28 protein-coding genes are annotated in these 24,633 nt (G+C 49.2%); 3 read left to right on the top strand and 25 right to left on the bottom strand.

Annotated elements, in window-relative coordinates; genetic code table 11:
* Positions 1-239: 239 nt before the first annotated feature.
* The 10 genes from ICC18_RS04435 to ICC18_RS04390 all read right to left on the bottom strand — a co-directional run bounded on the left by ICC18_RS04435 (position 240) and on the right by ICC18_RS04390 (position 10,553).
* On the bottom strand, positions 240-752 hold the full coding sequence (locus ICC18_RS04435) for an acyl-CoA thioesterase (protein ID WP_188173137.1): 513 nt from the start codon (positions 750-752) through the stop codon (positions 240-242).
* Between the two features lie 72 nt (positions 753-824).
* Positions 825-2,456 carry a serine/threonine-protein kinase gene (locus ICC18_RS04430; RefSeq protein ID WP_188173136.1) on the bottom strand — a complete coding sequence of 544 codons (1,632 nt, stop codon included), beginning with the start codon at positions 2,454-2,456 and terminating at the stop codon, positions 825-827.
* An 86-nt stretch (positions 2,457-2,542) separates the two neighbouring features.
* Positions 2,543-3,580: an SAM-dependent methyltransferase gene (locus ICC18_RS04425; RefSeq protein WP_188173135.1), complete on the bottom strand. Its 1,038-nt coding sequence runs from the start codon at positions 3,578-3,580 to the stop codon at positions 2,543-2,545.
* A gap of 46 nt (positions 3,581-3,626) precedes the next feature.
* Complete coding sequence (locus ICC18_RS04420) at positions 3,627-4,400, bottom strand: ABC transporter ATP-binding protein (protein WP_188173134.1); 774 nt, start codon at positions 4,398-4,400, stop codon at positions 3,627-3,629.
* A 24-nt stretch (positions 4,401-4,424) separates the two neighbouring features.
* Positions 4,425-4,775, bottom strand: a complete 351-nt coding sequence (locus tag ICC18_RS04415) for a cyclic-phosphate processing receiver domain-containing protein (RefSeq protein WP_188173133.1) — start codon at positions 4,773-4,775, stop codon at positions 4,425-4,427.
* The gene (locus tag ICC18_RS04410) at positions 4,772-5,614 is read right to left on the bottom strand and encodes a deoxyribonuclease IV (protein WP_188173132.1); all 843 of its coding nucleotides are present in this window, start codon (positions 5,612-5,614) and stop codon (positions 4,772-4,774) included. Before ICC18_RS04410 ends, ICC18_RS04415 begins: the two co-directional genes overlap by 4 nt.
* 15 nt (positions 5,615-5,629) lie before the next feature.
* Positions 5,630-6,439, bottom strand: a complete 810-nt coding sequence (gene mutM, locus ICC18_RS04405) for a bifunctional DNA-formamidopyrimidine glycosylase/DNA-(apurinic or apyrimidinic site) lyase (protein ID WP_188173131.1) — start codon at positions 6,437-6,439, stop codon at positions 5,630-5,632.
* Between the two features lie 88 nt (positions 6,440-6,527).
* Entirely contained in the window at positions 6,528-7,991 is a 1,464-nt protein-coding gene (locus tag ICC18_RS04400; RefSeq protein ID WP_188173130.1) for a ribonuclease H-like domain-containing protein, read from the bottom strand.
* Positions 7,988-10,276, bottom strand: a complete 2,289-nt coding sequence (locus ICC18_RS04395; protein WP_188173129.1) for a DEAD/DEAH box helicase — start codon at positions 10,274-10,276, stop codon at positions 7,988-7,990. Before ICC18_RS04395 ends, ICC18_RS04400 begins: the two co-directional genes overlap by 4 nt.
* A 58-nt stretch (positions 10,277-10,334) precedes the next feature.
* Positions 10,335-10,553, bottom strand: coding sequence for a hypothetical protein (locus tag ICC18_RS04390; protein WP_188173128.1), 219 nt, complete (start codon positions 10,551-10,553; stop codon positions 10,335-10,337).
* 151 nt (positions 10,554-10,704) lie between these two features.
* Here ICC18_RS04390 and ICC18_RS04385 point away from each other — a divergent pair, with 151 nt between their 5' ends.
* Positions 10,705-11,310 carry a nitroreductase family protein gene (locus tag ICC18_RS04385; RefSeq protein ID WP_188173231.1) on the top strand — a complete coding sequence of 202 codons (606 nt, stop codon included), beginning with the start codon at positions 10,705-10,707 and terminating at the stop codon, positions 11,308-11,310.
* Between the two features lie 53 nt (positions 11,311-11,363).
* Here ICC18_RS04385 and ICC18_RS04380 read toward each other — a convergent pair whose 3' ends face one another.
* From ICC18_RS04380 to ICC18_RS04360, 5 genes are all read right to left on the bottom strand, one after another.
* Entirely contained in the window at positions 11,364-12,356 is a 993-nt protein-coding gene (locus ICC18_RS04380; protein ID WP_188173127.1) for a metal-dependent hydrolase, read from the bottom strand.
* A gap of 29 nt (positions 12,357-12,385) precedes the next feature.
* Positions 12,386-13,357 (bottom strand): lysophospholipid acyltransferase family protein, encoded by a 972-nt coding sequence (locus tag ICC18_RS04375; protein WP_188173126.1) that lies wholly within the window; start codon positions 13,355-13,357, stop codon positions 12,386-12,388.
* Between the two features lie 29 nt (positions 13,358-13,386).
* A complete protein-coding gene (locus tag ICC18_RS04370) occupies positions 13,387-14,157 on the bottom strand; it encodes a GNAT family N-acetyltransferase (RefSeq protein ID WP_188173125.1) in 771 nt (256 codons plus the stop codon).
* 162 nt (positions 14,158-14,319) lie between these two features.
* Positions 14,320-15,012, bottom strand: a complete 693-nt coding sequence (locus ICC18_RS04365; protein ID WP_188173124.1) for an LrgB family protein — start codon at positions 15,010-15,012, stop codon at positions 14,320-14,322.
* On the bottom strand, positions 15,002-15,364 hold the full coding sequence (locus tag ICC18_RS04360) for a CidA/LrgA family protein (RefSeq protein WP_188173123.1): 363 nt from the start codon (positions 15,362-15,364) through the stop codon (positions 15,002-15,004). The genes ICC18_RS04365 and ICC18_RS04360 overlap by 11 nt, the downstream gene beginning before the upstream one ends.
* A 279-nt stretch (positions 15,365-15,643) precedes the next feature.
* On the opposite strand from ICC18_RS04360, the gene tlp reads away from it, so the two are divergent.
* Positions 15,644-15,862 (top strand): small acid-soluble spore protein Tlp, encoded by a 219-nt coding sequence (tlp, locus tag ICC18_RS04355; RefSeq protein ID WP_188173122.1) that lies wholly within the window; start codon positions 15,644-15,646, stop codon positions 15,860-15,862.
* Positions 15,863-15,951: 89 nt separating this feature from the next.
* Here tlp and ICC18_RS04350 read toward each other — a convergent pair whose 3' ends face one another.
* The 7 genes from ICC18_RS04350 to ICC18_RS04320 form a co-directional block, all read right to left on the bottom strand.
* Positions 15,952-16,239, bottom strand: coding sequence for a stage VI sporulation protein F (locus ICC18_RS04350; RefSeq protein ID WP_188173121.1), 288 nt, complete (start codon positions 16,237-16,239; stop codon positions 15,952-15,954).
* Positions 16,240-16,335: 96 nt separating this feature from the next.
* Positions 16,336-16,602, bottom strand: a complete 267-nt coding sequence (locus tag ICC18_RS04345; RefSeq protein WP_188173120.1) for a DUF1294 domain-containing protein — start codon at positions 16,600-16,602, stop codon at positions 16,336-16,338.
* An 82-nt stretch (positions 16,603-16,684) separates the two neighbouring features.
* Positions 16,685-17,497 (bottom strand): hypothetical protein, encoded by an 813-nt coding sequence (locus tag ICC18_RS04340; RefSeq protein WP_188173119.1) that lies wholly within the window; start codon positions 17,495-17,497, stop codon positions 16,685-16,687.
* Between the two features lie 228 nt (positions 17,498-17,725).
* Positions 17,726-19,774 carry an ATP-dependent DNA helicase RecG gene (gene recG, locus ICC18_RS04335; RefSeq protein WP_188173118.1) on the bottom strand — a complete coding sequence of 683 codons (2,049 nt, stop codon included), beginning with the start codon at positions 19,772-19,774 and terminating at the stop codon, positions 17,726-17,728.
* Position 19,775: 1 nt separating this feature from the next.
* Entirely contained in the window at positions 19,776-20,633 is an 858-nt protein-coding gene (locus tag ICC18_RS04330) for a fatty acid kinase binding subunit FakB (protein ID WP_188173117.1), read from the bottom strand.
* 25 nt (positions 20,634-20,658) lie between these two features.
* Positions 20,659-22,401: a fatty acid kinase ATP-binding subunit FakA gene (locus ICC18_RS04325; RefSeq protein WP_188173116.1), complete on the bottom strand. Its 1,743-nt coding sequence runs from the start codon at positions 22,399-22,401 to the stop codon at positions 20,659-20,661.
* 30 nt (positions 22,402-22,431) lie between these two features.
* Positions 22,432-22,791: an Asp23/Gls24 family envelope stress response protein gene (locus ICC18_RS04320; protein ID WP_188173115.1), complete on the bottom strand. Its 360-nt coding sequence runs from the start codon at positions 22,789-22,791 to the stop codon at positions 22,432-22,434.
* Positions 22,792-23,081: 290 nt separating this feature from the next.
* On the opposite strand from ICC18_RS04320, the gene rpmB reads away from it, so the two are divergent.
* Positions 23,082-23,270 carry a 50S ribosomal protein L28 gene (gene rpmB / locus ICC18_RS04315; protein ID WP_134754871.1) on the top strand — a complete coding sequence of 63 codons (189 nt, stop codon included), beginning with the start codon at positions 23,082-23,084 and terminating at the stop codon, positions 23,268-23,270.
* 116 nt (positions 23,271-23,386) lie between these two features.
* On the opposite strand, the gene spoVM is transcribed toward rpmB, so the two are convergent.
* From spoVM to rpe, 3 genes are all read right to left on the bottom strand, one after another.
* The gene (spoVM, locus tag ICC18_RS04310; RefSeq protein WP_014652194.1) at positions 23,387-23,467 is read right to left on the bottom strand and encodes a stage V sporulation protein SpoVM; all 81 of its coding nucleotides are present in this window, start codon (positions 23,465-23,467) and stop codon (positions 23,387-23,389) included.
* 250 nt (positions 23,468-23,717) lie between these two features.
* Positions 23,718-23,963 (bottom strand): hypothetical protein, encoded by a 246-nt coding sequence (locus tag ICC18_RS04305; protein ID WP_188173114.1) that lies wholly within the window; start codon positions 23,961-23,963, stop codon positions 23,718-23,720.
* A 16-nt stretch (positions 23,964-23,979) separates the two neighbouring features.
* Positions 23,980-24,630, bottom strand: coding sequence for a ribulose-phosphate 3-epimerase (gene rpe / locus ICC18_RS04300; protein WP_188173113.1), 651 nt, complete (start codon positions 24,628-24,630; stop codon positions 23,980-23,982).
* Between the last annotated feature and the right edge of the window lie 3 nt (positions 24,631-24,633).

Below are 24,633 nucleotides of genomic sequence, written 5' to 3'. Positions count from 1 at the left end.
AAAAGATCATCTCATACAATCCGCTGCCGATCAGCACAAAACTGATAATCGCAAGCACGATTGCAATTCGAGTCGTGGTTGCAGAATTCATGCATCACTCTCCTAAGATCAGGTACGGTCAAAAACAAAAAAGCACTCGCTGATTGAAGAGATAGAATCTCAACCATCAGCGGTGCTTCCGCTTTTGTCGTATTAAATTACCCAAATTATACCACAATCCATCGAGAAATCAATCCCTTTTATTCCCAAGGGTATTTCATAGTGAAAAAGCCTGCTAGCTTCTTACTTTCTTCTCTACGAATTCGACGCATTTCCGCTCGATGGGGTGCAGACTCATGCAGCTTGATCTCTTCTTCGGTTTCAGGCACAACATGCGGGACTTCCACCGGCCTTTTGTTATCGTCCAGTGCTACGAATGTGAGAAAAGAGGTCGCCGCAATTCTGCGCGCTCCAGTCTTCAAGTCCTCAGTCACTACCTTTACAAATACTTCCATCGAGCTTTTGCCTGTCCACGTCACGAACGATTCCAGGCATACGGAATCCGAAGTATGAATCGGGTACAGAAAATCGACGGAATCCGTGGAAGCCGTCACAACGGACCTACGGCAATGTTTATGGGCAGCAATGGAAGCAATGTCATCGATGTACGACATCAGCTTGCCGCCAAATAACGTATTGTGATTATTCACATCGGTCGGGAAAATTCTAGACGTTTTGAAGCATCTGGATTCTCTGGCGTATCTTTGTTCCAAGTCAATTAGCCCCTCTTCATTTTATCTCTATGAATATAATAACATACTTAATTCCGCCTGGCTGCTAATCCCCTACTTGAATCGGGAAAACATCGTATTCCTAGATGGATAGCGTCTTTGCCGGATGATGGCATCAGGCAAAAACTGCTGTAAAAGAGGAGTTAACGAAGTTTCCAGCTTTTCCAACACCTGATCTTCATCCTGAATGCATGCACCTTTCCAAACTGCCCGCATCACTACCTCATATGGAAATTCAGGGATGGTACATATCGGAGCGGCAGGCAGTGAGTCTACCCACTCTCTATGTAAACGCCCCACAGCCGCTGCACGATTAGCTACAAAATGTATCTTCTTGCCACGTTTACGGTACAAGTCAAGCAAGGCCAAATGTGCATGTGTACTCGGTCGGTTGCACTTACCTGGAGAGGCATCGAGTACTACAATTATTTCGTCCGCACTGTGGCATAACTCTTGAACCGTGCTGTCTCCCCAGTGAGTGGACACGTCCATCAGCACGATCGGCTTTTTGATGGTGTGCAAAAGTCGATATGAATCTGCCGGATGCCAAGCACCCTGGAAACCCTCCGGGTGCAAGGGCACCCATGTCGTAAAACCGCTTGTCCACGGGGTAGTTTCATTTGCGGTATGACCGGTTAATGCCGTGGATGCGAAAATATAATCTTTGGGTGCTCTTTGATCGCCGTATAGAAGCATGTACAGATCAGGCTCATTGGCAGGATGCTCAATAACCGCGTTAGGAATCTGCTTGGCATGTAAAATTCGGGCTAGCGAAATCGCTGCAAACGTCGACCCCACACCGGCAAATAAACCTCCTACCACAATGAGCTTATCCGGGATTGTAGCAGCGGTCAAACTTGAATCTTGCCGGATTCGAACTTCCGTCATCTCGGAATGAAGAGAACGAAGTCGGTGTTTGACTTCTAATGCAGATTGGCAGCGGTTCTGAGGCTGCTCTTGAAGAAGCATTTGGATGGTCGACGTTAAAGCATCCGGGAGCCCTTTTCGAATTTGTTCTATAGGCTTCTGAGTGATATAAGCATAATGACCTCCTGAAAGAAGATAATATAGCATTGCGCCAAGCGTAAATAAATCAGAGCGAGGATCTGTCTGCAGCCCGAGAAATTGTTCGGGTGCCGCAAAGCCAAGCGTGCCGATTTGCATCGTGTCCGACTGCTTCTCTTGCGAATAATGCCTGGCCACACCAAAATCAATGAGCCTCACCTGGTCTAGTTCCCCCAACATCACATTCGCCGGTTTCAAATCGCGGTAGATGATCGGACGAGGCTTGAAGGTATGCAGATAGTGAAACAAATCGCATAACTGAAGCGCAATGCCCACGATCTGCACAACGGGCATCTGACGACCTTTTTCCTCGAACAAATCTTGTAACGTCGGGCCTTGTATATAGTCCATGACCAGGAAACAACTACCATCATCCGTCGTAAAATAATCCACCAACTGCGGGAGCTGTGGATGCCCAAGCCTTGCAAGCATTTCCGCTTCATCCAAAAAACTCTCTGGATCAGTCGTGCCCAGTAAGATTTCCTTAACCGCCCATTTCTTACCTTTAAGCTTCAAATCCTCAGCTAAATAAACATGCCCCATTCCACCTTGTCCGAGCAAGGAGTGGATCCGATATCTTCCCCCAATACTTGTACCAATTAATTGTTGCTTGTTCTGCACAATAAAAAATCGCCCCCTTATCAGGTAAGAATTACCTTGATTATAAGAGGGCTCTGAATAAAAATCTACACAATATTTCCAAATTTCTACATCTTTTGCAGGTAAAGTGTTAGCTCCTCGCGATTGTGGAACAATTGCTTGGCTTTGATCAGGAAGAGTGACGGCTCGAACATTTGCATGAGCTCGCGAATCGTTTGAAATGGCTTTTTGTGCATCAGCTTTACCGTAATGATCGCAGTTCCGCCGCTCTGAAGAGCGTAAAGTAAATCAGCGACAAGGCGGCCCATTTGACGCGGACTCCAGCTCATATCACAAACAAGCAAATCAAATTCATCCTGTCGCAGCTTCACGTCTCCTGCATTTTTCTTATGGATGGTGAGCATCGGATTGCCGTACAAGCTCGGATGCATGGCAGCAGGATCAATGGCCGTCACACGTAAACCGCGTTCCAGCAAGAAGGACGTCCAACCTCCAGGAGCCGCACCAATGTCAAGTGCCGATCGCGCATAACTAAAATCAAGACCAAACCGCTGCTCAGCTTCCAAAAGCTTAAACTTTGCCCGTGAAATTTGGTCTTCTTCCTTATGAAATCGAATCGCTCCGCCTGACCAGTCGGACAAATTATCCGCAGGTTTGGATATGCCGGCAAACAGCTTGTTCGCGCTTATATACACGGATACAATCCGGTCCGACTGCCGTACGACAGGCTCCGAGCGCAACTCGGACACAATCACTTCATCCAGAGCAGCCTTAACGGCAAACGGAGCGTAAGGAACGTCAGCACGTTCTTCTTTTCGGACTTGAACCGCTATTTTTTCACCGTGGCCGATCAGCCCTAATGATACAACTTGTCCAAGCCAGGTTTTAAGCTGATCCAAATCCGTGTCGGAACGGCTTAAATCCCACTCGTGATGTACAGGCTGCACGTGTCTGAGAAAAATAGGCTCTTGCTCTTTAATTGCCGTTAAAACTTCTTGAACTTCCATTGGTACTTCGAACATGAAGACTTCCGTCGGCACCAGCAACGTAAACTTAGCCGCAGGAAACAACCTGCGAATTTCTTCTTGAGCATACTGGGCAAACCCGTGATTAGAAGTTCCGATACATTTTGCTAATATTGTCATAGCCGCATCCTTTAAAGGTAGTTAAACACTTAATTTATGTAGTCTGCTATTTTGATTCAATGACTCTGATCCAGGGGCGTTCCTGGAACCACTCCAATGTGATGTTAACACCGAAGGCTCGATGCACATTTTCTGGCGTCAATACCTCTTCCTTGCGTCCAGCAGCAATCAGCTTACCTTGTTCAATGAGAGCGACATGCGTGAATAAGGGAATAATTTCTTCGATATGATGAGTCACATAGACGACCATGATATCCTGCCGGCTGAGATCATTAATATCTGTCAGCAAACGCTCTCTTTCGTACAAATCCAAGCCTGCAGCCGGCTCATCCATAATAAGAATGGAAGGCTTCATCATCAGCGAGCGGGCGAGCATGACTTTCTTTCGTTCTCCTTGCGAAAGCGTGCCGAGCGGTTGATCAGCCAAATGTGGAATACGAACCTGCTCCAGCTTAAGAAGCGCACGCTCTTTGACTTCTTGCGGTATTTCCTGATAAAAACGCAGGTAGGCATATTCTCCAGTCGCGACAACTTCCCACACGGGATCGGTGAGGTTAAGCTTTTCGAAGAGCGATTGAGAGATGTACCCAATATTCTTGCGTACTTCCCTCACATCACACTGCCCATAACGGTTACCCAAAACCTCTACTGTACCTCTGCTCGGAAACTCATAGCCGTTCATCAATTCCAGTAAAGTAGTCTTACCTGAGCCGTTGCGTCCTAACAAAACCCAGTGCTCACCGGGGTTCATATGCAAATTCACATCCTCCAGGATGTGCCGTTCTTGACGAATAAAATGTATGCCGGATAAATGGATCATAATTGCATCAATTCCTTTCGCTGACTAACCGTTTTTATGCGTTCCCGTGGCAATTTGCCAGAGCACATCGTCCGGAATGCGTCCCGGATAAAGCTTCACCGTTTCGGGCTTGACCGAGTAGAGCATTTGATACATATTTGTACATGCTGACGGGCTTGAGGTATGAATGTAAATGCTTCTCGGAAAAATTCTCTTTTGAATCATCCAAAGCACAACATCCATACCCGTTTGCTGCGTCCCCCAGCCAAGATCATGATCTAATGACAGAATATCCACTTCACATGTGTCCAGCATCATGATGCACTCTTCTGCGTTTTTAGCTAATGCGAAGCCTTGCGGACAAGGCCGCAGATCGTCTAAATAAATATGAATCATCGCGGATCTCCCTTTCCTGCCAATGATTTTACATGCAATATTTCTTCGCGGTGGGTTCCATCCCGGCCTGTTCCTGTTTCTAATACGATAGGTAGATGCTGCAAATGTCTGGAAGTTAACAGTTGCCGCATGTGATCGTTTCCAATATAGCCGGCTCCGATATTCGCATGACGATCTCGACGGGAACCGCAGGGATGAACAGAGTCGTTAAGGTGGACAGCTTTCAAGTGCGGGAGGTAATCCAGTCTCTCGCCCCTCGTCTCCATCTCTTTCCAATCATCGCCACGCCACATTCCACTAGCAAAAGCATGGCACGTATCTAAACAAAAACCAATTTTCTCCGGGTGTTCACAGAGCTTACGCACCTGTACCATCTCTTCCAGCGTCAGCCCCATTTGAGCGCCTTCTCCGGCTTGATTTTCAAGTAAAATCAATGACGATCCGCGATACGCCCGCGTTGCGCTATTCAAACATTGTATTATATTTTTGTAGCCTTGTAACGGGTCTTTTCCAACATATTTTCCAAAATGCACCACAAGACCTACAGACCCGCAAGCCCCGGTAATTTCCAATCCGTTGATCAAAAGCCGTACCATCAAACTTCTCTCATCGTCTCCGGCTGCAGGATTCAAAGGATAAGGTGCATGACCAATTGACAACATTCTCTGCTCTTGGCAAAATTGCGCGCATGCTTCAGCATCACGGAGACTAAAAACTTTGGTGGCCAGACTTCGGGGGTTCATCGGAAAATACTGAAAGGCATTAGCACCTATGGATAAAGCTGTCTTGGCGGCGCCTATATAGCCGCCTCGCGTACTCACATGAGAGCCAATAAACATGCATGCTCAGCCCCCTCATATCTGACAATTCGCACAGTAAAAACATTTGCGGCTTGATACCTCAACCTTAATAAGAGGATGCCTGCACCGCATACAGGGCTCCCCTTCCCTATCGTAAACCCGGCAACGCGCATCAAACCCTCCGGTTAATCGATCACCGGCAAATAAAGGAGAATCCATATACCCGCCGTAGCCAATAGCTTCGTGCAGAACGGTCCGCATCGCCTGGTACAGGCGGTTCAGCTCCTCAATGTTGAAGGATGGAACCTTGCGAATCGGCAGCAGTCCTGCATAAAAACAAATCTCATCCGAATAACAGTTTCCGATGCCTGATAAGACAGTCTGATCAACCAACGTTACTTTGAGGCTGCCTTTCTTGCCTTTGAGGACTTGCTGGAATTCGTCAAAAGTGAAGTCGGATTCAAGCGGCTCCGGGCCAAGCTTGCTTAACAGCGACTCCAAATCTGCGAGCTTGTGTAAATGCAAATAACCAAGGCGCAGCCCGATAAAATATAAATTTTTCGTTCCGAAATCGATCACAACCTGTGCCGTCCGATCCGGTTTCTCTTCCGCCGAGCCATAGAACAAGGAACCCCCAAGCATGAGATGCAGAAGCAGCACCTCTCCGGTTGCTAATAGAAATATCAAGTGTTTCGCTCTGCGATCTATACGTACAATACGGCTGCCTGTCAGCGCTTGAGCAAATCGCTCAGGCTCCACATTCAATGATTTAGGACGGGTAACTTCGACCCCGGTTATGGTCATCCCTTGAATCAAAGGGGTCAATTGCAGGCGGTACGTTTCCATTTCCGGAAGTTCAGGCATGCTGCTTGCTCCTTGCCGTTTTCTTCCTTGTATGTCCAAAAAGAACGGCTAATAAACGGACCAAATCCCTGAAGAAAAAAACTCGAAGTCAAATCAAGCCTTCACTAACGTACACTGGTTTCAAACGGCGCGGTTTCGCCGCTTTGGCTTGCGACGTTTTGGAGAGGTTAAGCCGGGATTCCGGGCTTTCCATCTTTTGCAGCTTTTCTTTCAGCCGCCGAATACGCCGCTCCAATGCCTCTTCAGCTTCCGCATGCTTGCTGTCGCTGCGCTGCAAGGAACGCCTGCGCCACAGCTTAGCCCATGCTTCTTCAGCATAAAAGAGCGCTTGACGAACATTTTTCTCACGGTGCTCATAGTACATCGCCAATTCCAAGTAGGGCTCCAACTGGAGCGCAATACTGGCATGTTTGGCTTCGATCCATCGCTTCCACAACTCGACGGATCGCGGGTATTTCCCTTTTTTCTTATAAAACGAAGCTAAGAGCAAGAGCGTTGACTCCTGATCAGAATGAGTGAATGCTCCTGATGGTTGCATAGTACCGGTTTGCGATGCTGAGGAATGAGCCTCATGTAGAAGTATTGCGAAGAGCTTATCAAGCACTTGCTCCGCAAGTGCAGATCGCCCCATCTTCTCTAGCCATAGTCCCGTCCGATAGCGTTCTTCTAAGTCTATATAATCACCCATACCTGATTCCGGATCAGAATCCAAACTTATACCGGAATCCTTATCTGCGTTGACTTCCATGCAATCCGAACCTCCCAGCAGCTTGCCGAAATGAATCGACAGCGCCGCCAAAGTCACAATATCGTGCTCATTATGGACGAATACGCCCTGAAGCACAGAAGGATCTTTTTCAGCCAGGTATTGAAAATAGAGCGTCGGCGCCATAGAACCGGGCACATCATCGACACGTTCGAAACCGAGGCGGCTTTCCTCGACTTTGCTGAGCCGGCATGAGGGTAATGAGTTCCGCCACAAGCTGCGAGACGGATAGAGAAGATCAAGTTGAAGCAGCTCGGAGTCGTCCAGCTTTAGTCGGTTGAGCACATAGCGGTTCTTCAAAATCGGCCAATCAAACGTGCGGCCGTTATAAGAAACAATATGTGTAAAGCGCGGGAGCAACGCTTGCAGATAGGCGAGCATCGCGTGCTCTTCTGCAGGGTTGCGAATCAAGAGCTGTTCAATAATGAACAGCTCTCCACTGTAATAGCCGATGCCGACGAGGAACGGCACGTTGCCCGCTCCGACGCCGAGTCCGGTCGTCTCCGTATCGAAGAAGAGCAGCTCTTCGATACGGACGACGGCATCGCGGTCGTGAAAGCAGGACAGCTGCTGCACATGTTCGGCGAGCTCGCTCAGCCGATACTTGCCGTGCACGCTGTCTGCGCCGTACGTCCGGCGCCGCATCACGAACGAGCCTGCCGGGCTCGTTTCGACATGGGCGCCGAGCTGCGCCCATTCGCCGCCCGCTTCCGGCGCAGGCGGCGGAGCCGCAGGTGCCGCCTCGGTTCCCCGGAGGCGGCTGAGTCTCTCGCGGAGCCCGCTCATCGGGCACCGCCTTCGAGCTGCGACAGCAGCTCCAGGGCGAGCTGCTTGCCGAGCAAGCCGACCTCTTCGATCGGCCCGACGCAGGCCGGGCAGCCGCTTAGGCAGCCGCAGCCGGTGATGAGGCTGCGCGCCTGATCCATGAGCTGGCCGTGCACTTCGTACAGCCGCTCGCTCAGACCTACGCCGCCCGGATAGCGGTCATAGAAAAACACCGTCGGCAGCTTGTTATGCACGGCGCGCACCTGTGGCACGACCCGAATATCCATCGGGTCGCACATCAAATAGAGCGGCGCGATATGAGCCAGCACGTTCGCGATGCCGAGCAGCGCGTGCTGCATATCGTTCGCGCTGCGGCCTGCCGACATCGACTCATCGAATGTAAACCAGTATGAGCTCGTATGCAGCTCTTCTTCCGGAAGCCGTATAGGACCGGAACCTATGTTCTCATGTGTCTTCAAACGAATTTTTTTGAAAATCGTAGGCTGCGCATTAACGGTGACTTCCCCAAGTTGTCGGAGCAGTCCGCCTGAGTTACCTTCCCGGTTCACATGCAGCACTTTAAGCTGAACCGCTAAACTAGCGTCAGTGAAATAATCCACGTTCACTTGACGAACGTACGCCTTCTTCTCTTCATAATCCAACTTCTCAACTTGGAATTGGATGCCTTCATGGATATAGATCGCCTCTTCATGAATAAGCGTCGGAGCGCTGAAGCGATCGCATTCTCCAATCACGCGATGTCCGTTCGTCATATCGATGATGATGAAGTTCTCCTGCGCCGCCGAGCGCAAAGAGATGTTATGCGCCGGAAAAGACTGCTCCATCCAATACCAGCGGTCCTTCACCTGATGAAGCACCTGCTCCTCGGTCAAAAACTCCAAAATATCCGTAAGCTGCTCACCTCCGAAGCTTTCATTCGCTTCAAATGGAAGCTCATAAGCCGCACATTTTACATGATCCACGAGAATGATCAGGTTGTCTGGGTGTATGAGCGCCTGCTCCGGCGGCCGCTCGAAGAAATACCGCGGATTCTGGATCAAATATTGATCCAGCGGGTTGCTGCTCGCGACGAGAATCGTCAGCGAGGTCTCCTGCCGCCGTCCGGCACGCCCGGACTGCTGCCAAGTGCTGGCTATCGTGCCCGGATAGCCGTTGAGCACGCACGCTTGCAGCTGGCCGATGTCGATGCCCAGCTCAAGCGCGTTCGTGCTGACGACGCCGCGGATTTCTCCGCTGCGTAAGCCTCTCTCGATCTCCCGGCGCAGCTTCGGGAGATAGCCGCCGCGGTAGCCGCGGATCGATTTGCTGCCCAGTTCATGCGCGATAAGCTCCTGTAGATAGGTCAGCAATATCTCCACGCGCACGCGGCTCCGGGCAAAAACAATCGTCTGGATCCCGCTCCGCAGCAGCGTTCCCGCCAGCTTGCGCGTCTCCAGCACCGAGCTCTTGCGAATGCCGAGCTGCTGATTCACGACCGGCGGATTATAGAACACAAAGTGCTTCTCGCCTGCCGGCGCTCCATTATTGTCGATTAGCGACACGCTCTCCCCAATCAGCCGCTCCGCATGCTCCTTCGGATTATCGATTGTCGCCGAAGCGCAAATAAACCGCGGATTCGAGCCGTAAAATCGACAAATCCGCTTCAATCTGCGAATGACATTCGCAACATGTGAACCAAATACCCCGCGATATGAATGTACCTCATCAATCACAATATAGTTCAAATTCTCAAACAGCTTCACCCACTTCGTATGGTGCGGCAGGATGGCTGAATGCAGCATATCGGGGTTCGTCACCACGATATGCCCGGCATTGCGAATCGCTTGCCTTACCGTTGGGGGTGTATCACCGTCATACGTGTGCGTCTTAATATCGACCTCCATGAAGTCGACCATTTCCTGCAACTCCGCCACCTGATCTTGCGCGAGCGCTTTGGTTGGAAACAAATACAACGCGCGCGATGCGTCGTTTTCAAGAATTTTTTGCAGCACAGGCAGATTGTAACAAAGGGTTTTGCCCGATGCCGTCGGCGTCACCGTAACCACGTGATTGCCGGCAGTCGCCTCTCGAAACGAATCTGATTGATGCGTATATAATCGGTTAATATTTTTATGCTTTAGCGCAGAACGAATACCCTCGTGCAGTCCTTCTGGAAATTCAGCCAGCTTCGGATCGCGCGGGGGTATCGTATGCCAATATGTAACCTGAGACATGATCTCAGGCGATTTGCGAATCCAGTCTATCATTTCTGCGATGGAAGAAACCTTGCCAGTTAAAGGATTCATAAGTCGAATCTCCTTACCAAATAGTTTCTTCTATTTTACAGAATATACGTTCGTATGTCTACATAAGATCCGAAGAGTCATCATAATCGTAACGAATCCCGTCATGATCTTCAAGCGTCGTCCTGGCATTCAATTTCAGCGCTTGCTCAGCGCTTTCCTGCAGCTTCAACAGCACTTCCCGATAATCCCGGGATCTGTTCTCCTCTTGCTCATGTTTCATGGCCGTTCTCAGTGCTCTTTCAATAATCGTAATATCTTGACTCGTAAAATTCACCATCAACTCGCACCTCTTCTCGGTACATTATATCATACCAACTAGTTTTACCTAATTATTGGGAAACATACAACTCTTGCCTATTCGGCGAATTCGTATTATATGGAAAAATCAGTTAAAATGATGGGGAGTTGAAAAAAAGGAGGAATCCATGATGACCCAAGTTCTACCTTCAGAAGTTGAAACCCACCGCCAGCCTGACCATGAGATTAACCCGCAGTTTCTGACACGTTGGTCCCCGCGCTCCTTCAAAGATCAAGAAGTGCCCGAGGACGTTTTACTAAGCCTCTTCGAGGCGGCACGCTGGGCTCCGTCTGGCGGTAATTTGCAACCTTGGCGTTACATTATCGCACGTACGGCTGAAGAAAGAGCCTCATTCCATACCTTTATCGCACCCGGAAATCGTGAATGGTGCGAGAAAGTTCCTGTACTTGCGGTTGTTATCTCAAACACACAAACTTTGAATGGCAATCCGAACACGTCGCACGCTTTTGACGCCGGAGCCTCCTGGGGCTACCTTGCACTGGAAGCTGCCAATCAAGGTCTTGTCACCCACGCGATGGGCGGTTTTGACAGACAGCAGGCTCGCGAAGCGCTTGGCGTTCCTACTGACTACGACATTCACGCGGTTATTGCCATCGGCTATCGCGGACCCGTTGATGCGTTAGCTGAGAAATTTCAAGAACGTGAAGTGCCTTCCTCAAGGCGCCCGGTGATTGAGCTGCTTTTTGAAGGTACGTTCAATCAACCCGTTAAATAAATAAAACAAAAGTAAAGAAAACCTTGCTCAAGAGAGGCAAGGTTTTTCAATTTTCAAACATAAGGCGGATCCCACGCCTTCTTATCCCAACCGAGCGTATCGCTGATCACGTTCATGTCGCGATCCAGCTGCACATTCACGCCGAAAGGCAGCTTGTGCTTATGCCAGAACCGCACATCGCGCCACTGTACTTCGTAGCCGTCGTGCTTCTCTTTCCAGCACACATGGATGCGCTGTGCGAAGTGCAGGAATGCGCGAACGCCGTCCGTGGTCAGGGTCGCTTGAACGATCGGGTGAGAATCCCCTTGCGTATAGTTCGTTCGGGTATATTCCTCTTGAATCTGAACGTTGCCGAAGCAGATGACGCCAAGGAAGAAGCTTCCTTCGCTCTCCAGCACGAATTGCCAATGAAACCAGCTCAATCCGGGAATCAGATGGCAGATCCCATCGCGACCTAGTTCGCTTTTCACCCGATTAATCAAATAATAACGCTGCCAGGAACGGATGGCGATGTAAGCAAAGGTTGCCCCATAGATCCAGGCGAAAATCATTCCAATAGAGCTATTACTGTTTCCTTGCCATACCAATAACCACAACAGCACACCTACAGTATGGATACCGAACAAGAAAGGTTCATAGAGACACAAAGTATCGAGGTGGAACCATTTTTTCGAAAAAGGCCGAAAGCACTGAACACCGTATACGTTAAATAAATCAAGGAACACGTGAAACACAACGGCAGCGAATGTCCATAGATAAAGGCTGATCAGATGGTCCCAGACACCGAATATGGCTGCAATTGGCAAGCTGAGGATTATGGGCCAGAGAAATAAGGCAGGTAACGAATGTGTGATTCCCCGGTGTATTCGAACGTAGCTCGAATAGCCTCGCAAGCGAGCGACCGTATCAAAATCAGGTGCATGCGAGCCGATTAAGGTGCCGGCGAGTATAGCATGGGCAAGTGCAGGTTCCCCGGCAACGGCTGGTTCCAAACACGAAAGTCCTGCTAATGTGACTCCAAACAATAAGTGGCTTCCTGTATCCATGGGTCATTCACCTATCCTTTTCGTCGTTGTTATCCTGCTGCTTCTGAAGCGCGCACGCTGTTTCCCGTCTCATCCATCCGTTCTGCGGCGCCCGTCACCCGTGCTTTTTCCCAGTGTTCATGCACGTTAAACCAGTAAAACCATTCTGAAGGCCGATCCCTAATAACCCGCTCCATGAAGAGATTTAGCACCTGATTCGCTTCCGTACGTTGAGAACGTGAAAACTGTTCAAACAAATACATAGGCTGTTCAAAAACAAGACGATGCCGAAATCCTTTTACTCTATAACCGTAAAAAGGCACGATAGGTACTCGAATCTCCAACGCAAGCATCGCCGCCCCTTCAGGCGTCCGGGTGAGTCTACCGAAAAGCCGCGAGATTGGAAAGGTAGGACGCCAGAAATCGCCCAGGATAAAGAGCACGCCACCACCTGACAAATGCTTTTTCAACGTGCGGTACATTTCCAGCGGCGGTGTGCTGTCATAATCGAGACCTTTGCAGCCCATCGCTTGGAATTTCAAATAGAGAGGTCGGAGCTCCGGGCTTCCGGCTGAGGCAATCGTCAAACAATCATACTTGCGAGTCAAATACCAATAGTAGTAGAAAAAGTTACCCATGTGCGGCGTATACACGATGAACCCTTTTCCCTGCGCCCGTACCTGAGCTTCATGCAGGTTCGCCTCCCCACGAACATCAAATGAGGAAATGGCATACTTCTCCATGCGATGCGATCGGAACAAAATTTCATATAGTGTGAACACCAAATTTCGAAAATAGTTCAAACTATTCCGCTTTAAAATGCTTAGAGGTAACGGGGCAAGCAAATCCCCCATATTCCGTTCAATCCGTCTGCGAACGCCTTTTCTTGCTCCCCAAAACAGTACACGTGCCATAATAGCGCATACACCATTCATCAGCCAGCTGGGAAAGAAGCTGAAACCATTCGATAAACGGCGCAGCAACGTATCATTCGTTGTCAATTTCGCGATCCAATCGTACAAAACTACCCCTCCCGTGTCTTATGAACTATTCAAGCGTTCAAGAAGTGGCGCTTGTATCTACGGGTCACACGATCCTTCTGAAGGATAATAAAGAAATCTACGGTTTCAAAGAGTTCATCATACGCCGGATCCCCGCCAATTTCCGCGCCGAGCCATTGATAACCTTTCATCAGCGGCGGCAGCTTGCGGAAAACTTCTTTTTCATTGCATTCCGTCTCCAGAACCGTTAGACCGGGGATACGGTGCGTCGCGAGAGGACGAATCCCGAAACGATCGGTCAACACTTGTTTTTGTCGCAGCATCGTATAAATCAAGTTCAATTCATCAAGATTGTTCATGTGCACACTTGCACAACCAATCAAATGCGTACAATTTCGCTCACTAATATAAGAAGCTATTCCCTCCCAAAGCAGCTGGATAGCTTTACCTCCACGGTATTCGGGCGCGATACAGCTGCGTCCCAGCTCTAAGGTTTGAGTTTTGAATGGGGCGTACGCTGACAAATCAAATTCAGTTTCGGAATAAAATCCGATATTGTTGACCGCCCGGTCTCCAGGGAGCAGTCGGTACGTTCCGACTACACGATCCGTTTCCAGATCTTTGACAATCAAGTGATCGCAGAACGCATCGTAGGCGTCTTTCTCCAATCCTTCCTCATTCAGCATCCGCATGTTTTTCTCTTCTTCCACGAAAACTTCATACCTTAAACGCATAGCATGTTCAATTTCTTGTGCGCTTGTCGCAAGCATGACAGACAGCTTGGAATGCTGCGGCGCCGTATTTAGAAGGACTTGACTCATCTTCCACACGCCTTTCTACTGAATCTAATAATTTAAGGTTAGCAAAGGTTTATTAAGCGGCCGTTTTCGTGTTGTTAAGCTTTTGTAATGTTTTTACAGGCGACTACAAAAAACAAAAAACAGAACTCCATCAGGAGTTCTGCTTTCAATGACGATTTCTATTTAATGATGCAGCAGCAAATAAATCGGAATGAAAAGAATCGAGGTCAGAATGCCGCATATTCCCATCGACAGGCCGCTAAAGCTCCCCTGCACCTCGGAGTCCTTCAGCACTTTGGCCGTTCCGATTCCGTGAGCGGCGGTTCCGATCGCGATGCCGATAGAGATGTCGTCACGAATATGAAGCCAGCGTAAGATTTGCGTGCCAAACATACTGCCGAAAAGACCGGTTAATGTCGTTAATACAGCCGTCAACTCAGGGATAGCCCCCAAGTGCTGAGCGATTTCGATGGCTATTGGCGAACTAACGGATTTAGGCATCATGCTCAGAATGATCGATTGACTCCCGCCAAAAAGCCCGACAATCAAAGCACTGATCGAAATCCCTGTCACAGACCCGGCTAGGACACTGAATAAAACACGTTTAAAATTTTTACGTATCAAAGGCGCATATTTGTAAAGCTGAACGCCGAGTGCCACGGTTGCTGGCCCCAATATTAGTGTCAACAGATCGGCGCCCCGCTTGTAATCTTCATAAGGGATTTGAAAGCTGAGCAGCAATATGATAATAAATCCTGTGCATACAAAAAGCGGATGAAGAAACCGCCATCGCTGATAAAGTAAATTGGCCGCAGAATAAGCGATAACACTCATCGAAAGTCCGAATAACGGATGCTGGACGAAACTATTTTCCATCCGCTGCACCTTCTTCCGGCGCTTCCTTGTTAAGCATCGAGGAAACCCAACCCGTCACAATCAATACCGCCAACGTCCCTAGGGCGATGCCACTGCAGATGGATAACCAATTCGCGCCAAGCATTGGCGTGAATGCGATTACACCCACAGTAAACGGAAGAAAAAAAAGCATCATATGCTTCGTCAAGAACGACGCGGCGCCCTCCACCCATTCCAATTTAATAAGCCCCGCGAATAGTGCGGCGGTAAATAGAATAAGCCCGATAATATTGCCTGGAAGCGGCACGTTTAGGCTTATTTGAATGCCATATCCTATGAAATTAAATGCAAGTAATATAGCAAATCCCAGCATTACTTACCTTCTCCATTCCAGCTGCAAATCGGCACTACCCAGAGTCTTTGCAAGCGTTTCTGATTTCTCTCAACATAACATAAAAAATCGAGGACATGAAGATCGACAGTAAAAATTCTGCAAGTGTAATTGCCATACCATTCACCTCTATATATACTCTTTTGGGATAATGTATGAAGAGAATGATAGAAACTTGACTATTTTTTCCGTATATTCTTCACAACTCTGTGGAACTGTAATGAAGGGTTAAATTCAGTGCATAAAGGAGGGAACCACGAAATGGCTAAACCAGACAACCGCGAAAATAATCCGGCTCGTTTGCAAAACGCGATCGATCATACCGTTGCCAACTTACGTGAAGCTGAAGATTATTTGGACGAACATGCCGATGAAATTTCCGCCCAAGATAAGCAAGACATTGAAGCTAAGAATGATCGCCGCAAAGAAAGTATCAGCGGTTTCATTGCAGAGAAGCGTGACGAACAAAACAGCCAGTGAACAAAGAAACCTATCATTTACATGAAAGCGCATTGTGAAAATCCCCTGTTTTGTTGCTTTATTGCAACGGGACAGGGGATTTATTCGCGTTAATGAAATATAGCCCATAACTTAAGTAAATGGAATGCGTTGGACGGATCAATTTTCTGCGCGATGACAAAATCCACAATTTGATTCGCCTGATTGCCGGCAAGCTTCTCTCCAAAGATGCCGGCAGCAAGCCCGAGCAAGCGAGTCACTTTGGAACGATTTTGCAAATCGGCCTTCGTGACGCCCTGCAGCAGCATTTTGATACGTTCTTTCGTCTCAGGATTTTTCAGTTTAAACTTCACGCGTTCCACCAAGGCTGGATCAATCCCATACTGTTGATAGCTCATGAGCTTACCTCCGATCAGCGTCATGTTCCTATCTTATGAGCGAAATACCGCAAACTTGACTTGCAACCCTATCCATTGGACGATTCCACTTTGCATCTACATATTCAACGCGATCACAATAACGCAAATGGCATTGAGCGCAATGAGCAATGGCATCCCGACGACAAACGAGGTATGTTTCGTCTTGTGTCGCCACGCCCTCATACCGAGCCAACCGCCAATTCCGCCGCCTAGGGCAGCGAGTATAAACAGACGCTTCTCCGGCACCCGGCGCCCGCCTTTCTTAGCTTGTCCTTTGTCGTGTCCCATTTCTATAAACGTAACAATATTCATCAGCATCAAATAACATAAGAAATAAGTCAATGTCCGTACACCTTCGTTTCTAATAAAATAGTAAGCTTACTATCATATTAAAATCGAATCTGAATACGGTCAAATATTTCCCTTATAGCTCCAACCTTTGAATCCCTTGAAACAATGTAGCCATATATAAGTTATCCGCATTGCAATCTATGTCCGTTACAGGACAACCCAATCTTACAGATATGAGTGTTATTTGATCTCGGATGCAGCTAATACGGAATAAACCGCGATCCGAGCAAGCATAGACTTCCGAACCCTTTGTCACGATGGAGAACAGAAACAGATGCGGGAACCGAATTTGCTCAAAGCCTCCCTGCTTATCGCCATGCAATAAAGTGCCATTTTCGGTAACACCCAGAATATGTCCCTCAAAAACTGCAAGGCCTGTAACCGCCTCATTAAAGGGAAATTCCATCCATACGCCCACCAGCCGATCATAAACGGCGATACCAAACTCAAGCGCGAGAATGATAAATTCAGGATAAAATAGAAAGTCATAGACCCTAACATGCGAGTAGGCTATTTTGTGCCATCCGGTGCCGGTTCGGCTCCAAAGACCGTATGGAGTTGCAGCCCATAGCTGACCTCCGGCTTCTCTCAACTGATAACAGCCAATAACCAGCCCCGTATCGCGCCACAGCTCGCAGATCATATCGAATTCAAACAATCCCTTATTCGTACAAGCAAAGAGCTTCCCGGTTTGAATGATGAGCCGGTTCACATGTACATCTTCCGGCATCCCTTGACGAAGTCCCTCCCAGTCGCCCTCCTTATGTCTAACATATACACCAGAACCCATTGGAGCGGCCACCAGAGTATGCTCATTGTAAATTTTAATGGAAGAAAAGTGAAACAAAAAATCACCCGTATCATCTTTGGGGGAACGTTGCAACACAATCTCAGCTCCTTCTTATCCGAATTCAACATATCCAGCCAAATCTAGGGAGTGTTAGTTCTAGTTTAAGTTCAGTTTCAGTTTATTTGATAATGATTATCATTGTCAAATATTTAACGATTCCACCGTCGGAATATCGTGCGAATGTACGAGGCTAATGAATGAGAAAAACGCTAGAATGAACTGTTATTGATCAGTCCATTCTAGCGTTTTTATAAGATTTAGCTGTTAGTCTAAAACTTCACTGTCAAATACCTGCGCGCGCTGCAAGTAAGCCCGTAGCGGCACAAATGACGCTCCCGTCCAGAAGGTCGAATCGCCTACGAGCTCAGCTGCGTCGTCGCGAGCCTGTTCCATGATTTCGAAGTCGACCATCATGTCGGCAATGCGAAAATCCGGCAGGCCGCTTTGCTTGGTGCCGAAGAAGTCGCCAGGTCCTCGCAGCTCCAGATCACGCCGCGCGATCTCGAAGCCGTCAGCCGTGTCCGTCATCGCTTTCATGCGCTCCTTGCCGACCTCGGTCTTCGGGTCGGCGATGAGCACGCAGTAAGACTGGTGCTCGCCGCGGCCAACCCGCCCGCGAAGCTGGTGCAGCTGTGACAGGCCGAAGCGGTCGGCGTCGTAGATAACCATGAGCGTGGCATTTGGCACGTCCACGCCGACCTCAATGACCGTGGTCGAGACCAGTGCAGCCACGTTGCCTTCCTTGAATTCACGCATGATGGCTTCCTTCTCCTGCGCGCTCATCCTGCCGTGCAGCAAGCCGATCCGCATTTGCGGAAAATGCTGCTGCAGCTGAATGTGGACGTCGATGGCGTTCTGTACGTCCAGCTTGTCCGACTCCTCGATTAGCGGACAAATGACGTACGCCTGACGCCCCGCCGCGACTTCACGCTGAATGAAGCCAAGCACGCGCTCCAGCATCGAATGCTGGACGGCGTAAGTCTTGATCGGCTTCCGCCCCTTCGGCAGCTCACGCAGCGTCGACACGTCCATGTCGCCGAACGCGGTGATCGCCAGCGTGCGCGGGATCGGCGTCGCCGTCATCGTCAGCACGTCGGGGTTCATCCCCTTGCGCCGCAGGATGCTGCGCTGGTTCACCCCGAAACGGTGCTGCTCATCGGTCACGACGAGCCCCAGCTGGCGGAAATATACGTCCTCTTGAATCAGGGCATGCGTACCGACGATGACGTCGATCATGCCCATTTGCAAGGAGGCCAGGATATCCCGCCGTTGGCGGTCGGTAGAGCTGCCCGTGAGCAACGCCACCTGCAGACCGTAAGGCTCGAATATTTTGTCGAGCGAGCGCTTGTGCTGCTCGGCGAGGATTTCCGTCGGCACCATCAGCGCGCCTTGGTAGCCGGCCTTCACCGTCGCATAGAGCACTATCGCTGCGACGACCGTCTTCCCCGCACCGACATCGCCCTGCAGCAGGCGGTTCATGCAATAAGGCTCCTGCATATCGTGCAGGATCTCGCCGACGACCTTCTTCTGCGACTCAGTCAGCTGGAAGGGCAGCGCGCGCACGAAGGCGCGGACAGCAGGCAGATCGACCTGCTGCTTTACCCCGTCCGCGCGGCTGCGCGTCACCGCGCGGTATGCCTGCAGCTTGAGCTGGAACAGGAACAGCTCTTCGTACACCATGCGCCGGCGCGCATGCTTCCCTTCCTCCACGCCGCTCGGCGTATGGATGACGGACAGCGCCTTGCCGCGCGGCATGAACCCGTACCGGCTGACAATCCCAGCCGGCAGCACCTCTACGATCAAGGCGCTGTACTGAGTCAGCGCCTGCTGAATGACCTTACGCATCCATTTTTGCGAAATGGAGCCTGCAACCGAGTATACCGGTTGTACCGTGCCGGTTTTGGAAGCGCCTTGTCCGGGGAATTCCGAGTCGGACACGCTCATTTGTCTGCGCTTGCCATCCCATTTGCCGGTGAGTACGATCTCCTGCTTGGGCCGCAAGCGGTCCTTTAAGAAGTGGCGGTTGAACCACACCGCCGTCAGCAGAAACTGATCGACCATTACCTTGCAGGATAGCCGGGATTTGCCGCTGTAGCGATGCAGCACCGGCTCACCGATAATGACGCCCTGTACCGTCACCCGATCGCCGTCCTTGACGCTCGCTAAGTCCCGAACCGTATAGTCCTCATATCGAAACGGTATGTATTCCAGTAAATCCATAACCGTAAAAATGCCCATGGCATTCAGCTCAACTGCTTTTTGAGCTCCAACGCCATGGACTTCGCGTACTGCACACTGATTTAAATCCATCATCCTACACCTTGCTCACGAAAGCTGCGATCGTCCCTGGACCGGCATGTGCGCCTATGACAGGTCCGAGCGCGATATAGTCCGCATGCTGCACGGCAAAGTGCTGCAAAATGACCTCACGCAGTTGTTCCGCGCCTTCCAAATTATTCGCATGCGCAATATGCAGCGTATGAATGCCGCCGCCTGCCAAATCCGCAGCTAGCAGCTCCAGGATGCGCGCGATCGCTTTTTTGTGGCCGCGAACCTTCTCAATTGCTGCGACTTCACCCTCCGCGTCAATCGATAAAATCGGTTTAATGTTTAGTAAGGAGCCGAACAAAGCGGAAGCCTTGCCGATTCTGCCGCCTTTTTGCAAAAATTCGAGCGTATCGACTAAAAAGTATATATAGAAGTTCTCTCTCATCGATCGAACAAGCTGCAATATTTGTTCCGTACTTTGACCCTCCATTGCAGCTTTCGCTGCCGCTACAACGAGTGCTCCGATCCCGTAAGAAGCAGATCGCGAGTCTACCACATGAACTTTGCCCTCGTCCTCTTCCAGCATCGTAGAAGCCAGCAATGCGGACTGATAGGTTCCGCTAAGCGCGGATGATAAATGAATTGAAATGATTTCGGTATCAGGCCCTTCAAGCAGCTTCCGATATAAATCCAGAAATTCCGCTGGAGAAGGCTGCGAGGTCCTAGGAAAATGCGTAGACGTTCTCAGTTTCTCGTAGAATTGATCTGATTGCAAAGTCACCGCATCCAGATATTCTTCACTACCGAAATGTATTTTCAGCGGTACCATCTCGATAATCAATTCTTGCCTTACCGAGAGTGGAATATCGGCTGTGCTGTCTGTAACGATCCTAATTTTGCTCAAACAGGGCTCACCCCATCCTATTTTTTCATTCCACCGAGAACAAGTATGCGTACAACGGCTGTCCGCCCGGATGAAGCTCGATTTCCATGTCCGGATACATTTCATGAATAAATGCTTCCAGCTCCTCGGTCTCTTCCTCTTTTGCATCTTCCCCTGTAAGGATCGTGACAATTTCATTGCCATCCTCAATCATTTCCTGCAGAAGCTTTTTGCAAGCATCCATCAGGCTTGGCTGAGAGCTGACAATACGTCCGTCTTGAATGCCAATGAAGTGACCTTGTTTAATGTCAATGCCATCCATGTTCGTGTCGCGTACTGCATAAGTGACCTGCCCTGATTTAACTCGTTTAAGCGAGGCGTTCATCGCCTCGGTATTCGCCTTCGCCTCTGCCTTTTCTTGGAAGGCAAGAATCGCTGCAAGTCCCTGCGGAATTGATTTGGACGGGATCACGATGAGCGACTTCCCTTCCACCAATTGCGCTGCTTGCTGAGCCGCCAAAATAATATTCGAGTTGTTCGGCAGCACGAACACAGTTTCCGCATGAATGCTGTTCACTGCATTGACGATGTCCTCCGTGCTTGGATTCATCGTCTGTCCGCCGGATAATACAACATCGACGCCAACGCTGGTGAGTATATCGGTAATGCCGTCGCCAAGAGCTACGGCTACGAAACCATAAGGCTTGCGTACTTCAAGAGGCACGGCCGTCTCAATTGCAACGTCTTCAGAAGCTGCATATACACCTGCAGCATCTTCTAATATATGTGAATGCTGGTCGCGCATATTTTCAATTTTGATACGGCTCAGAGCCCCATATTTCATGGCCTGGTTCATGACTTCACCCGGATACTCGGCATGAATGTGTACTTTCACCAGCTCATCGTCCGCTACAACAAGAAGCGAATCACCCAGCTTGCTTAACTGATCACGAAAACCGCTCTCATCGAACGTCAGTCCTTTGACTTTGCCTGGCTGGATCGTCAACATAAATTCCGTACAATATCCGAATACGATATCTTCCGTAGCCAAATGAGCTTGTGCAGGCAAAAGTTCATGAGCTTCCTTGGACAAATTGATCGCAGGAACAACAGATACATGGTCTAGCGTCGTATCCATCGACGCATACTCATCACTGACATCGACAAGACCGCCGTTCAGCGCCGTGACAAAGCCCTCATAGACACATACAAGACCTTGTCCACCGGCATCTACAACGCCGACTTGTTTAAGCACAGGGAGCTGTTCAGGCGTTCTGGCGAGGGCTTCCTTCGCTTTGCTCAGAACTTCCTGCATCAGATCCGCCAAGTCTCCGCCGCGTCTATACTGCGTCGCATGCTTAGCTGCTTCCTTCGACACTGTCAATATTGTGCCTTCTACAGGTTTGACCACTGCTTTATAAGCCGTCTCCACGCCTTGCTGCAAAGCAGCCGCGAACTGCTGTACGTTCACAGTTTCCAAATCATGTACATGCTTCGCGAAACCGCGAAACAGCTGCGACAAAATAACGCCTGAGTTTCCTCTTGCACCCATCAGTAATCCTTTGGACAACGCATCAGCAGCTTTCCCAATATGAGAGGATGGCTTCTTTTTCAGTTCCTCCACACCGGAGGTGATAGTCAGATTCATGTTGGTGCCGGTATCTCCGTCGGGTACGGGGAAAACGTTTAATCCGTTAACCTTGTCTACGTTACGGCGAAGGTTATCCGCACCCGCCAAGACCATGGCGGTGAAGTCATTTCCATTTATTGAAATAAAGCGCTTACTCAAAGCGATTCTCCTTCCTGGTTATCGGGGCTTTTACTTAGCAACGCGAACGCCTTGAACAAAAATATTCACATCGTCCACATGGAGTCCTACGACTTCATTTAAAATATATTTAACTTTGGTTTGCACATTACCCGCGACAACGGATATTTTGGTGCCGTAGCTGACGATAATGTAGAGATCAATTTCGAGCCGCCCGTTTTCTCGACGCACTTCGACACCGCGGGTCAAATTGTCCCGTCCAAGCAACTCTGCGATTCCATCCTTCAGCTGTTTTCTAGTCGCCATGCCAACAAGTCCATAACAATCCAAGGCAGCGGAACCTGCCAGAGTTGCAAGCACTTCATTGGTAACAGTAACTTTTCCGTATTCGGTTGTAAGCTCAATCGGCATTATTCTACAACTCCTTCGAGTTTCCTGAGTTTTCTTCAGTAAAACTAACTCTCTATGTATGGGATTATGGACTAATCTTCATTGTACTATAACATACTAAATAAATAAACGGCAAAAATACAGGCAATTCGTTGACTAGGCTCCTCGCGCTATGCTATTATATCTAAGTGTGTTTTTGCGGTTTGTTTATTGATAAGATAAAACCGAGATTAAATTTGAGGAAAGCTGTCAAGTCAAGCTTAGGCTTGCCACCCAGGCTGCTTTGTATACTGCCGAAGGAGGTGTCAAACATGTCCCGCAAATGCTTTATTACAGGTAAAAGTCCAGGCACTGGAAATCACGTGTCCCACGCTAACAATAAAAACAAGCGTACTTGGGGAGTTAACGTTCAAAAGGTTCGCATCCTCGTTGATGGTAAACCTAAACGTGTTTACGTAAGCGCTCGTGCGTTAAAGTCCGGTAAAGTGACTCGCGTTTAATCGCGGCAAGCTGTTGCGATTTTACACTTGCGAAGTCATGTAAAATCGTCAACTAATAGACAAAAAGCACCTTTACGGTGCTTTTTTTGCATTTCTGGGAAAAGTATGTGTCGGGCCTAGTTTTTGCTAAAAGTATTTAGTACGGCCTTCACGAATCCACCCAAAAATTTTGGTAGTTTGATTGTGTAAAACTTCATACTCTACCCCTCCTTCGAGTTTACCTGGAAACTTACTGCGCAGGGCATAAGCTTCGAGTTTCAAATCAGTTATGGACTGCGCCAACATAAGCCCCACTGGTTGCATCACTGCTCCTCAGCATCGTTACAACAGTATATGCCCGGACCGTAAAAAAGTGCCTTCTATTTACTCGCGCCCTCAAAAATCGCTTCCAGAAAGCAAAAAAAGCTACAAGAGCGTATCACTCTTGTAACTATGTGTATGCGGCTTCTATGGAGTTATGCTCCTCATATGCGTGTAAAGCGCAAAGCCCAAACTGAAAATAAAGTATAAAATGACGGAAAGAACGATAAACCACACGCGAAATCCAATTTGCTCAAAGCGGCGAAAAAATCGAATGCCCGCATAAAGAGCGCCTAGTGAGAATATAAATTTCGTCATGTCTTGTATGTTCGTATAAAACGTCAGCAGCACTCCGCAAATGATGCTGTAGATGAATAACCAGAGAATTCTCATCTACCGTAGCTCCCTTCTACCCGCGGATTCGACTTATCGCTTCAGCACGGTTCTGCTGACCAAACACGGCGTTGCCGGCAACCAGCACATTGGCACCGGCTTCCGCCACCTGACGTGCGGTCGCCTCGTTAATACCGCCGTCCACTTCGATATGAAGGCCGTTCAGTCCCTTGGCATTCGCTTGCTCACGCAAATCGCGTATTTTACTTAGCATACCGGGAATAAACGCTTGCCCGCCAAATCCGGGATTGACCGTCATGATCAGCACCAGATCCAACTGCTCGTCGAGCACGTGCTCAATCATCGATATTGGCGTTGCCGGGTTCAGCACCACACCTGCTTTAACACCGCTCTGTTTAATCAAATGCAATGTCCGGTGAAGGTGCGTGCATGCCTCTACATGAACGGATATCAAATCGGCACCCGCTTTGACAAAGTCAGGAATGTAACGGTCCGGATGTTCGATCATCAAATGCACGTCTAGCGGCAGCTTGGTTATCGGGCGAATGGCATCCACGACGAGCGGGCCAATCGTAATGTTCGGCACGAAATGACCATCCATCACATCAACGTGAATCCAATCCGCCCCGCCAAGCTCCGCTTCCTTAATCTCTTCCCCAAGCCTCGCAAAGTCGGCTGATAATATGGAAGGTGCCACGTATACCATCCG

Origin of the sequence: Paenibacillus sedimenti (genome assembly GCF_014534655.1) — a bacterium.
Taxonomy (GTDB): Bacteria; Bacillota; Bacilli; order Paenibacillales; family NBRC-103111; genus Paenibacillus_E; species Paenibacillus_E sedimenti.
The sequence above is the reverse complement of the archived record's forward strand: the minus strand, read 5'-3'. Positions and strand labels throughout refer to the sequence as shown.

What these genes read in the sequence shown, in the direction of transcription:
- ICC18_RS04425 (WP_188173135.1), bottom strand. Translation starts at nt 3,580, where the DNA reads ATGACAATATTAGCAAAATGTATCGGAACTTCTAATCACGGGTTTGCC.
- ICC18_RS04420 (WP_188173134.1), bottom strand. Translation starts at nt 4,400, where the DNA reads ATGATCCATTTATCCGGCATACATTTTATTCGTCAAGAACGGCACATC.
- ICC18_RS04415 (WP_188173133.1), bottom strand. Translation starts at nt 4,775, where the DNA reads ATGATTCATATTTATTTAGACGATCTGCGGCCTTGTCCGCAAGGCTTC.
- ICC18_RS04410 (WP_188173132.1), bottom strand. Translation starts at nt 5,614, where the DNA reads ATGTTTATTGGCTCTCATGTGAGTACGCGAGGCGGCTATATAGGCGCC.
- mutM (WP_188173131.1), bottom strand. Translation starts at nt 6,439, where the DNA reads ATGCCTGAACTTCCGGAAATGGAAACGTACCGCCTGCAATTGACCCCT.
- ICC18_RS04400 (WP_188173130.1), bottom strand. Translation starts at nt 7,991, where the DNA reads ATGAGCGGGCTCCGCGAGAGACTCAGCCGCCTCCGGGGAACCGAGGCG.
- ICC18_RS04395 (WP_188173129.1), bottom strand. Translation starts at nt 10,276, where the DNA reads ATGAATCCTTTAACTGGCAAGGTTTCTTCCATCGCAGAAATGATAGAC.
- ICC18_RS04390 (WP_188173128.1), bottom strand. Translation starts at nt 10,553, where the DNA reads ATGGTGAATTTTACGAGTCAAGATATTACGATTATTGAAAGAGCACTG.
- ICC18_RS04385 (WP_188173231.1), top strand. Translation starts at nt 10,705, where the DNA reads ATGACCCAAGTTCTACCTTCAGAAGTTGAAACCCACCGCCAGCCTGAC.
- ICC18_RS04380 (WP_188173127.1), bottom strand. Translation starts at nt 12,356, where the DNA reads ATGGATACAGGAAGCCACTTATTGTTTGGAGTCACATTAGCAGGACTT.
- ICC18_RS04370 (WP_188173125.1), bottom strand. Translation starts at nt 14,157, where the DNA reads ATGAGTCAAGTCCTTCTAAATACGGCGCCGCAGCATTCCAAGCTGTCT.
- ICC18_RS04365 (WP_188173124.1), bottom strand. Translation starts at nt 15,012, where the DNA reads ATGGAAAATAGTTTCGTCCAGCATCCGTTATTCGGACTTTCGATGAGT.
- ICC18_RS04360 (WP_188173123.1), bottom strand. Translation starts at nt 15,364, where the DNA reads ATGCTGGGATTTGCTATATTACTTGCATTTAATTTCATAGGATATGGC.
- tlp (WP_188173122.1), top strand. Translation starts at nt 15,644, where the DNA reads ATGGCTAAACCAGACAACCGCGAAAATAATCCGGCTCGTTTGCAAAAC.
- ICC18_RS04350 (WP_188173121.1), bottom strand. Translation starts at nt 16,239, where the DNA reads ATGAGCTATCAACAGTATGGGATTGATCCAGCCTTGGTGGAACGCGTG.
- recG (WP_188173118.1), bottom strand. Translation starts at nt 19,774, where the DNA reads ATGATGGATTTAAATCAGTGTGCAGTACGCGAAGTCCATGGCGTTGGA.
- ICC18_RS04320 (WP_188173115.1), bottom strand. Translation starts at nt 22,791, where the DNA reads ATGCCGATTGAGCTTACAACCGAATACGGAAAAGTTACTGTTACCAAT.
- rpmB (WP_134754871.1), top strand. Translation starts at nt 23,082, where the DNA reads ATGTCCCGCAAATGCTTTATTACAGGTAAAAGTCCAGGCACTGGAAAT.
- spoVM (WP_014652194.1), bottom strand. Translation starts at nt 23,467, where the DNA reads ATGAAGTTTTACACAATCAAACTACCAAAATTTTTGGGTGGATTCGTG.
- ICC18_RS04305 (WP_188173114.1), bottom strand. Translation starts at nt 23,963, where the DNA reads ATGAGAATTCTCTGGTTATTCATCTACAGCATCATTTGCGGAGTGCTG.
- rpe (WP_188173113.1), bottom strand. Translation starts at nt 24,630, where the DNA reads ATGGTATACGTGGCACCTTCCATATTATCAGCCGACTTTGCGAGGCTT.